The sequence below is a fragment of the Pseudomonas sp. NBRC 111143 genome, from assembly GCF_001320965.1.
Classification (GTDB): domain Bacteria; phylum Pseudomonadota; class Gammaproteobacteria; order Pseudomonadales; family Pseudomonadaceae; genus Aquipseudomonas; species Aquipseudomonas machongensis.
The window spans coordinates 21,726-30,402 of sequence record NZ_BCBT01000069.1; the positions used below are offsets into that span (position 1 = coordinate 21,726).

Annotated in this window: 6 protein-coding genes; 3 read left to right on the top strand and 3 right to left on the bottom strand. The window is 65.4% G+C overall.

The window, feature by feature from the left end; all coding sequences use genetic code 11:
- Positions 1 to 41 precede the first annotated feature (41 nt).
- The 3 genes from APH44_RS26170 to APH44_RS26180 all read right to left on the bottom strand — a co-directional run bounded on the left by APH44_RS26170 (position 42) and on the right by APH44_RS26180 (position 4,092).
- The gene (locus tag APH44_RS26170; protein ID WP_054895226.1) at positions 42 to 2,513 is read right to left on the bottom strand and encodes a TonB-dependent receptor; all 2,472 of its coding nucleotides are present in this window, start codon (positions 2,511 to 2,513) and stop codon (positions 42 to 44) included.
- 120 nt (positions 2,514 to 2,633) lie between these two features.
- Positions 2,634 to 3,590 (bottom strand): FecR domain-containing protein, encoded by a 957-nt coding sequence (locus APH44_RS26175; RefSeq protein WP_054895227.1) that lies wholly within the window; start codon positions 3,588 to 3,590, stop codon positions 2,634 to 2,636.
- Entirely contained in the window at positions 3,577 to 4,092 is a 516-nt protein-coding gene (locus APH44_RS26180) for a sigma-70 family RNA polymerase sigma factor (protein WP_054895228.1), read from the bottom strand. Before APH44_RS26180 ends, APH44_RS26175 begins: the two co-directional genes overlap by 14 nt.
- A 181-nt stretch (positions 4,093 to 4,273) precedes the next feature.
- Between APH44_RS26180 and APH44_RS26185 the strand changes: the two genes are divergently transcribed.
- The 3 genes from APH44_RS26185 (at position 4,274) to APH44_RS26195 (ending at position 8,572) form a co-directional block, all read left to right on the top strand.
- Positions 4,274 to 4,900, top strand: coding sequence for a DNA-3-methyladenine glycosylase (locus APH44_RS26185; RefSeq protein ID WP_054895229.1), 627 nt, complete (start codon positions 4,274 to 4,276; stop codon positions 4,898 to 4,900).
- A 153-nt stretch (positions 4,901 to 5,053) separates the two neighbouring features.
- Positions 5,054 to 6,115 (top strand): bifunctional DNA-binding transcriptional regulator/O6-methylguanine-DNA methyltransferase Ada, encoded by a 1,062-nt coding sequence (ada, locus tag APH44_RS26190; protein WP_054895230.1) that lies wholly within the window; start codon positions 5,054 to 5,056, stop codon positions 6,113 to 6,115.
- A 54-nt stretch (positions 6,116 to 6,169) separates the two neighbouring features.
- A complete protein-coding gene (locus tag APH44_RS26195; RefSeq protein WP_054895231.1) occupies positions 6,170 to 8,572 on the top strand; it encodes a DUF3772 domain-containing protein in 2,403 nt (800 codons plus the stop codon).
- Positions 8,573 to 8,677 lie beyond the last annotated feature (105 nt).

Here is an 8,677-nt window from a genome sequence, read left to right on the forward strand (position 1 = left end):
CTGCGACTTGCTTGCGAACAGACCCATTCAGTCCGGGAAGGTCAGAAGCTCCCGCGCAAGGTCACCGACACATTGCGCGGATCGCCCCAGTAGTAGCCGGTCGCGGTCGGCGCCACCTGGCGGTAGTACTTCTTGTCGAAGACGTTGTTGGCGTTGAGCTGCAGCGAATAATTGTCGTTGAAGCGGTAGTTGACCATGGCGTTGTACACCGCATAGCCGGACTGCGAGGCCTCGATATTGCCGCTGCGGTTGTAGATGGCGCTCTGGGCCTGCACACCACCGCCAATGGTCCAGACGTCCAGCTCACCCGGCAGGCGGTAGCTGGTGAACAGCCGCAGCATGCGCTTGGGGTCGGTGGTGCGGATGGCGTTGCCGGTATTGCTGGTGGTGTCCTTCAGGTACTCGGTGGTGTTGTAGGTGTAGCCACCGGTCACGTTCCAGCCCGGCAGCACTTCGCCGGAAATCTCCAGTTCGAAGCCCTGGCTGCGGTTCTTGCCAGCCGCAACCTTGCAGTAGCCACTGGTGTAGTTCGGTGGGCAGGGATTTGGCCCGCTGATGTCGTCCAGCGGGTTGCCGACCTGATAGATGCGGAAGAACGCCAGCGAGGTATTCAGCCGCCCGTCATAGAACTCGCCCTTGATGCCAGTCTCGTAGGCCTCGCCGGTGACCGGCGCGAGCACCGAGCCAGTGGCGTCGGTGGCGGTCTGCGGGTTGAAGATCTCGGTATAGCTGGCGTAGGTGCTGAAGTTGTCGTTGAGGTCATAGATCAGCGCCGCGTAGGGCACCACTTCGTTGTCGACGCTGAACTTGCCGTTGGAGCGGGTGTTGTTTTCCTGCTCATAGTCGTACCAGTTGGTGCGTGCGCCGATGATCGCGGTGAGCGGGTCGGCCAGGGAAATGCGCCAGGTGGCGTAGGCGCCTTCCTGGGTGGTGCGGGTGCGTACCGGGTGGGCGGTGATGTTGATGTTCGGGTTGCCCAGGCTGGTCTTCGGGTCCCACTCGCGGATATCGAACACGCCGTTGGTGACGAAGTTGGTCGCCGAAGGCGAGGAGTCGTTACGGATGCGCTCGACGCCGAGCATCAGGTCGTGGGTACGTCCGAGCAGGTCGAACGGGCCGTTGAGGGTGGCGCTCAGGTTGTTCTGCAGGCTCTCGCCGTCATCGCCCTCGGTGACCTGGTAGTTCATCAAATAAGGGTTGTTGGTCGGGTTGGCAGCGCCGGTGGCGCGGCTGATGAAGGTCTGCTTGAAACCATCGTCGGCCAGCTTGAACTCGGTGCGCTGGGCCATCAGCTTGAGCTTCCAGTCGTTGTCGAAGCGATGCTCGAGCTCGGCGAAGGTCTGCACGTTGCTGCGGTTCCAGCGGTTCCAGTCGGCGCCCAGGTAGGTGCTGCGCCCCAGCGGCAGTGGCTTGCCGTTGTAGTCGGCGGGCAGGCCACCCCATGAACCGGTAGTGTCGAGCTTGGTCCATTCGAGGCCGGTGGTCAGAGTGGTGCTTTCGCTCAGGTCGAAGGCCACCACGCCGTACAGCACTTCCTTGCGCTCCTGGCGCGACTCCTGGAAATGATCTTTTTCATCGTGCACGGCGATGATCCGCCCGCGCACGTTGCCGGTTTCGGTCAGCGGCCCGGAGATGTCGGCAACGTAGCGCTGTGCATCCCAGGAACCGAGGGTGACGCTGCCTTCACCCTGGAATTGCGCGGTCGGGCGCTTGCGCACCAGGTTGACCGTGCCCGACGGGTTGCCAGCGCCGCGTAGCATGCCGGTGGCGCCGCGCAGGATCTCGGCGCGGTCGATGATCGCCGCGTCACTTTGCACGAACGAGCCATTTCCGCTGCCCTGGGCGACGGTGGCGCCATCGTACTGGATGGCGTCGATGGAATAGCCGCGCGAGAAGTACTGCACGCGCTCGCTGTCGGTGAGGTTGACCACCACGCCAGGGGTCTGCTCGAGCAGATTGGTGAGGTTGGTGATGTTCTGGTCGTCGATGCGCTGGCGGGTGACCACGGTCACCGACTGCGGGGTGCGACGGATGCTTTGCGGAGTCTTGCCGATGGTCACCGCGCCGGTGGTATAGGAACCGGTGTTCTCGGTGGTCTCGCCCAGGCGATCGCTGGAGATGCTGGTGGCGCCAAGCTCGAGTGCATCACCGACGTCCAGCGCGGGGATCAGCATGAAGCTCTTGTCGCTCTGTTGCTGGACTTGCACGTTGCTGCCCTGCAGCAGGATCGACAGGGCCTGGGCGCTGTCGTAGCTGCCCTGCACGCCGCGGGTAGTCTTGCCCTGGAGACTGTTCGCATCGAACGACAGGTTCAGGCCGCCCTGGCGGGCCATCTGGTCCAGCGCTGGAGCCAACGGGCCTGCCGGGATGTTCCAGGCGATCTGCTGGTTCTGGCTGGCCGGGGCGGCGAGGGCTTGGGCGGAGAGTGCAGCAGTGACCAAGCCCAGACCGAAGGCAGCGGCGTGGATGGCGCTGCGCAGGCTGTCGTTGCGGGGGGAACACGGGCGAATCATGAAACGCTCCTGAAGGTTGGGTAGACCACTTTTCGGGCTTTGTTCCTTCAGGCCGAACGAGAATGAGATTCCACCTCATTTATTTTCATGACACAGGGTGACTGGCCAAACGCCCGGGGATCAGGCCAGGTCGATGCTCACCCAGTAGCGCGTGCGGTAGTCGATGCGTACCGGCAAGCTTCGTGCGATCAACGGCAGGATCTGATCGGTGTCTGCCAGGTGATAAGTCCCGGAAACCTTCAGCCCGGCGACTTCCGGTGCGCACCTGAGTAGCCCCGGCCGATACCGCGAAAGTTCGGCCACGAACTCGCCCAACGGCATCTGCTGCACGCTGAGCACGCCATCGGTCCAGCCCCACGGGTCGCCATGCAGGGCCGCCACCTCGGTTTGCCCCGAGGCACTCACCTGCAGCACCTCGCCGGTCTTCACCCACCGTGGGCGAGCGGAGGAGGGGAACAGCAGTACCTCGCCACGGCGAACCGCCAGCAGCAGGCCGTCGTCGTTCTCGCGCAGCAGCAACTGGCCGTTACGGGTGTCCATGTCGGCGATGGCAGTGTCGATGTGAAAGGTGCGGTTGTCGCTGGCATTGCTGTCCAGGCTGACTTCGCCGCGAATCAGTGTCAGCAGGCGCTGGTCGGCGCTGTAGCGCAGGTCGATGGCGCTGGCGGTGTTGAGCTGGATGCGGCTGCCATCGCTGCCTTGCAAGTCGCGGCGCTCGCCGGTCGCGGTGCGGCTGTCGGCCATCAGCGCTGGCAGGCCCAGGGGCTCGCGTGCGGTCCAGACAGCCCCGCCGGCAACGGCGAATGCGACCAACAGCTTGAGGTTGTTGCGCCGGCTCATGCGTTGGCGCTGGCTGCCCTCGAGGGTGCGCCGGCTCAGGTCAGGAGGCAGGCCGGCCAGTTCGTTGCCCAGGCTGTTGACCCGCTGCCAGGCCAGGGCGTTGTGCGGATGGCTGTGCAGCCAGTGCTGGAATTGCTGCTGATGGTGTGCCGATGGATCGTCGAAGCGCAGTTTCACCAGCCAGTCGATCGCCTCATCGACCTGGGCCTGGGCAGGGATGCGCTCAGGCGTCGGCATAGCGCAACCGATAGCAGGTGCCCAGCGCCCGGGCCAGGTCGCGCTCGACCGTGGCCCGGGACACTTTCAGGTGCGCGGCGATCTGCGGGATGCTCAGGCCATCGAGCTGGGCCAGCAGGAATGCCTGGCGCACCCGCGGCTTGAGCAGTTGCAGGGCGCGGTCGAGGCGTTCGAGGGTGTCGAGGATCACCAGGCGATGCTCCTCGCTGGGCGCTTCGCCTTCGGGCAGGCAGGCCAGGCTTTCCTGATAGGCGCGTTCCAGTGCACGGCGCCGGAACTGATCGATCATCAGCCCGCGGGCGACGCTGCTGAGGTAGGCGCGCGGCTCTTTCAGCGGTGAAACCTGACGCGCGCGTAGCAGGCGTACGAAGGTGTCCTGGGCGAGGTCCGCGGCATGTTCCCGGCAGCCGACCCGTGCCCGCAACCAGCCGCGCAGCCAGGCGTGGTGAGCCTGGTAGAGCAGATCGACTTCGGCAGGCTTGAGCATGTCGTTCATCTGCATCGTGGCTGCGGCCCTGGTTGCGAAGAAGTGAGGAGGTGACTGTGAATAGTTCTCAATTCTATGCGGGGCAATGCTGTCGGAGCAATGGCATACCAGGAATTTGTCGCGCAAGATTCGGCGATCTTGCGATGAACGGTTGGTCTAACATGGGGCTTTCAGCTCATTCCACGGGTAACGTGCCATGATCCATGCCGATCTCTCGCCGCACGCCTATCAGCAGGCGATCGACTTCCTCAGCGGGCTGGACCCGGACTGGGCCCGGCATATCGCCGCGGTTGGGCCGTGCCTGCACCGCGCTACGCCTGGGCGTGAGCCGTTCGAGGCGCTGGTGCGGGCGGTGGCGTACCAGCAACTGCATGCCCGGGCGGCCGAGGCGATACTCGGGCGCTTGCTGGCGTTGTATCCGCAGGTGGCGTTTCCTGCGCCCGAGCAGTTGCTTGCCACTGACCCCGAGGTGTTGCGCGGTTGTGGCTTCTCGGCGAGCAAGCTGGCGAGCATCCTGCACATCGCTCAGGCTCGGCTCGAAGGGGCAGTGCCCGGGCGCGAGGAGGCGCTGGCGATGAAGGACGAGGCGCTGATCGAGCGCCTGGTGGCCTTGCGTGGCGTGGGGCGCTGGACGGTGGAGATGTTGCTGATCTATAGCCTCGAGCGGTCGGACATCCTGCCGGTGGATGACTTCGGGGTGCGCGAGGGATACCGTCGCCTGAAGGGTTTGGAGAAGGCACCGACGCCTGCGCAGATGCGCTCGCTGGGCGGGGTCTGGAGCCCTTATCGGACGGTGGCGGCCTGGTATCTGTGGCGGGCTTGAGGCGGGGCCTTTTCGCGGGCAAGGGTGTGCTGGCTCTTGTAGGAGCGGGCTTGCCCGCGAAAAGGCCGGCACAAAATAACCCCGCAAGAACCGGAGAGCCCAGCCCAACAGAACCTGCCACGCTGACAACCAATCACCCCAGAGGCCCCGCCCATGCCAGCCACCCCGTACAACACCGATGCCGCCCGCTGGCAGGCCGTCCAGGCCCGCGATCCAGAAGCGGCCGGTCACTTCGTCTATGCCGTGCGCACCACGGGCATTTATTGCCAGCCAGGCTGCAAGTCGCGCATGGCCAAGCGCGAAAACGTCGAGTTCTTCGATGATGCCGTCGCTGCCGAAGCCGCCGGCTACCGTCCGTGCAAACGCTGTACGGCAACCCTCGCCGACCCTGGCGCCAGGCGTACCGCGCTGGTTGCGCGTGCCTGCCGGCTGATCGAATCCCACGACAGCTCGCCTCAACTCGAGCAGCTGGGTGCTGAACTGGGTGTCAGCCCCTTTCACCTGCACCGCTTGTTCAAGGCCGAAACCGGCCTCACACCCAAGGCCTATGCCTCGGCCTTTCGTGCCCGACGCTTGCGTGAAGGGCTGGAGCAGGCTGGCAGCGTCACCGACGCGATCTACGACGCAGGCTACAACTCCAACAGTCGCTTCTATGCAAGCGCGGGCCAGCGCCTGGGCATGCAGCCGCGTGAGTACCGGGCCGGCGGCGTGGGCGCGACCATTCGTTTTGCCCTTGGCCAGTGCTTTCTCGGGGCGATCCTGGTGGCGCAAAGCGAGCGCGGCATCTGCGCGATCCTGCTCGGCGATGACCCGCAAACGCTGCTCGAACAGCTGCAGGACCAGTTCCCCAAGGCCCATTTAATCGGTGGTGATCCCGCTTTCGAGCGCCTGGTTGCCGAGGTGGTGGGTTTTGTCGAGCAGCCGTCGCTGGGGCTGCAACTGCCCCTCGATGTACAGGGCACCGCGTTCCAGGAGCGTGTCTGGCAGGCGCTGCGCGAGGTACCGGCGGGCGGCCGGGTCAGCTACAGCGATATCGCCGAGCGTATCGGCGCACCCAAGGCGGTGCGTGCCGTAGCCCTGGCCTGCGCAGCCAACCGCATTGCCGTGGCAATTCCCTGCCACCGAGTGGTACGGCGTGACGGCGATATCAGTGGCTATCGCTGGGGCGTGGAACGCAAGCGTCAGTTGCTGGCGCGAGAAACGGTCATCACCTGATCGTCGCGGCAGCGTAGAATCCTTCGCCTGTCGAGCTGTATAGAGGGGATTTCGATGAGGCGTGTAAGCCTTGAGCGTTTTTACGTGGGAATTTTGGCTTTGTTGCTGTGGGTGGCGATGCCTGCCTGGTCCGCACCGGCCACGCCGGTATCGAGCCTGGCCGCTGCCGAACAGCAGGTGCTGGACGAAGATGCCAGCCTGGATCAGTTGAGCGACCGGCTCGACCAGATCCGCCAGGGCGTGACCAGCAATGCCAATGACGATCTGCTCTCGCAACTGCGTCAGTCGGCGCTGCAGGTTCAGCGCCAGGCCGATGCCCTGGCCACGCAGCGTACGGCGGATGTCGCCCGGCTGGATGATCAGCTCAATGTGCTCGGGCCGGTGCAGCCCGAGGAGGCCGAGAGCCTGACGCGCCAGCGCCAGCAACTGGACAAGCAGAAAAAGGCCCTGGTGGCCGAGCAGACCGAAGCTACCCAGCTCACCCAGTCGGCGCGTGACCTGTCTACCCAGATCGTCAACCTGCGCCGCAGTCTGTTCAACTCGCAGATCACCAGCCGCGCCGCCAGCCCGTTGAGCCCGGCGTTCTGGTCGAGCCTGATCCGTCCTACCGATGAAGACGTGGCGCGCCTGCGCGACCTGCGCGGCGAGGCGGCAGATGCGGTGGCCAGTGCTCTCAGCGCCGAGCACCGCTGGTTGTTCATCACCGCGCTGGTCGCTGCCGTGCTGGTCTGGACCTTGGTGCGCAAGGTGCTCGAGCGCCTGCTGGCCGACGCGATGATCCGCTGGCTGCCCGAAGGCCGCTTGCGCCGCAGCGCCCTGGCCTTGAGTGTGGCGCTGGCCACCCTGGCGACGATCGCCGGGTCCGTGTCGCTGCTGCGCTGGGGTCTGGAAAGCAGTGCCGAGCTGGGCGCGGATCTGGCCAGCCTGACCAACCACGTCCTCACCCTGGTGGTGTTCAGCGCCTTCATTTCTGGCCTGGGCCGCGCCATGCTGATGCTGCAGCGCCCGTCCTGGCGCCTGCCGCCGATACCCGACGAAGTGGCCAGCGCCCTGGGCTGGTTCCCGCAGGCCTTGGCCCTGGCGTTGGTGCTGCTGCTGACCCAGGAGCGCATCAACAGCGTCATCGGCACCAGCCTGGCACTGACCCTGGCCACCAACGGCCTGACCGCGCTGGTGGTATCGCTGCTGTTCGTCGCTGTGCTGGTGCGCTATCGCCGCACTCGCCGCCAGCATGGGCTGGAGCGCCCGGCGGGCCTGGCGGGTCTGATCCCGTTCGTGGTGGTGGTGTGGGTCATCGCGATCCTGCTGGCGCTGCTCACCGGCTACCTCACCCTGGCCTACTTCCTGACCGCCAAGTTGCTGTGGATCAGCGTCGTGGCGGTGTGCGCCTACCTGCTGGTGACCGTGTTCGGTGACCTCTGCGAAACCTTGCTGTCGCCGCGTCAGCCCGGTGGGCTGGCGCTGGCCTCGGCGCTAGGCCTGCAGCAGCGTCACCAGGCCCAGGCCAGCACGGTGCTGGCCGGTATCGGTCGGACCGTATTGCTGTTCATCGCTGCGCTGCTGGCCTTCATGCCCTCGGGCACCAGCCCCGGCGAGCTGCTGCTGAGCCTGGCCGACTGGGATGGTAGCGGTGGCAAGATCCTCGGCAATCTGAACATCGTGCCCCAGGATATCTTCCTGGCGCTGGCGATCTTCTTCGGCGGGCTGTTCGCCATCCGAGTGGTCAAGCGCTGGCTGAGCGAGCGTCTGTTGCCGGAAACCGACATGGACGCTGGCATGCGTGCCTCTTTGGTGACGCTGGTTGGCTACCTGGGCTTCCTGTTCCTGGCCATGCTGGTGATGTCGACCCTGCACATCAACCTGACCAGCCTGACCTGGGTGGTCAGTGCGCTGTCGGTGGGTATCGGTTTCGGTTTGCAGCAGATCGTGCAGAACTTCATCTCCGGCCTGATCCTGCTCACCGAACGTCCGGTGAAAGTGGGCGACTGGGTCAGCCTGGCGGGGGTGGAGGGTGACATCCGGCGCATCAACGTGCGCGCCACCGAGATCCAGATGTCAGACCGTTCGACGGTGATCGTGCCCAACTCGCAGTTCATCTCCCAGAACGTGCGCAACGTGACCATGGCCAACGCCCTGGGGGTGGTCGGTGTGACCCTGACCCTGCCACTGGAGACCGATGCCAACCACGTGCGCGAGCTGCTGCTGCAGGCCTACCGTGACCACGAGGCGATCCTCGATGCCCCGGCGCCGTCGGTAACCTTCAAGGATTTGACCGCCAGCGGCATGGTGCTCAGCGCCAGCGGCTACGTGGCCGGGCCGCGTCAGGTATCGGGCGCGCGCAGCGACCTGCTGTTCGCCATTCTCGGGCGCCTGCGCGAGGAAGGCATCGCGCTGTCGTCGCCGCAGAGCATGGTGTTGCTGCAGGAAGGGACGCGGGCGGCCGACGAGTCGGTTTGAGGCAGCGGGCCCTCTTCCACAGAGGCTTGTGGGGGAGGGGGTTCGCATGTGATTGAGTGGGGCTGGCAGGTGCTCGCCGAAAGTTTTTTTGCGCCTGTGCGATCG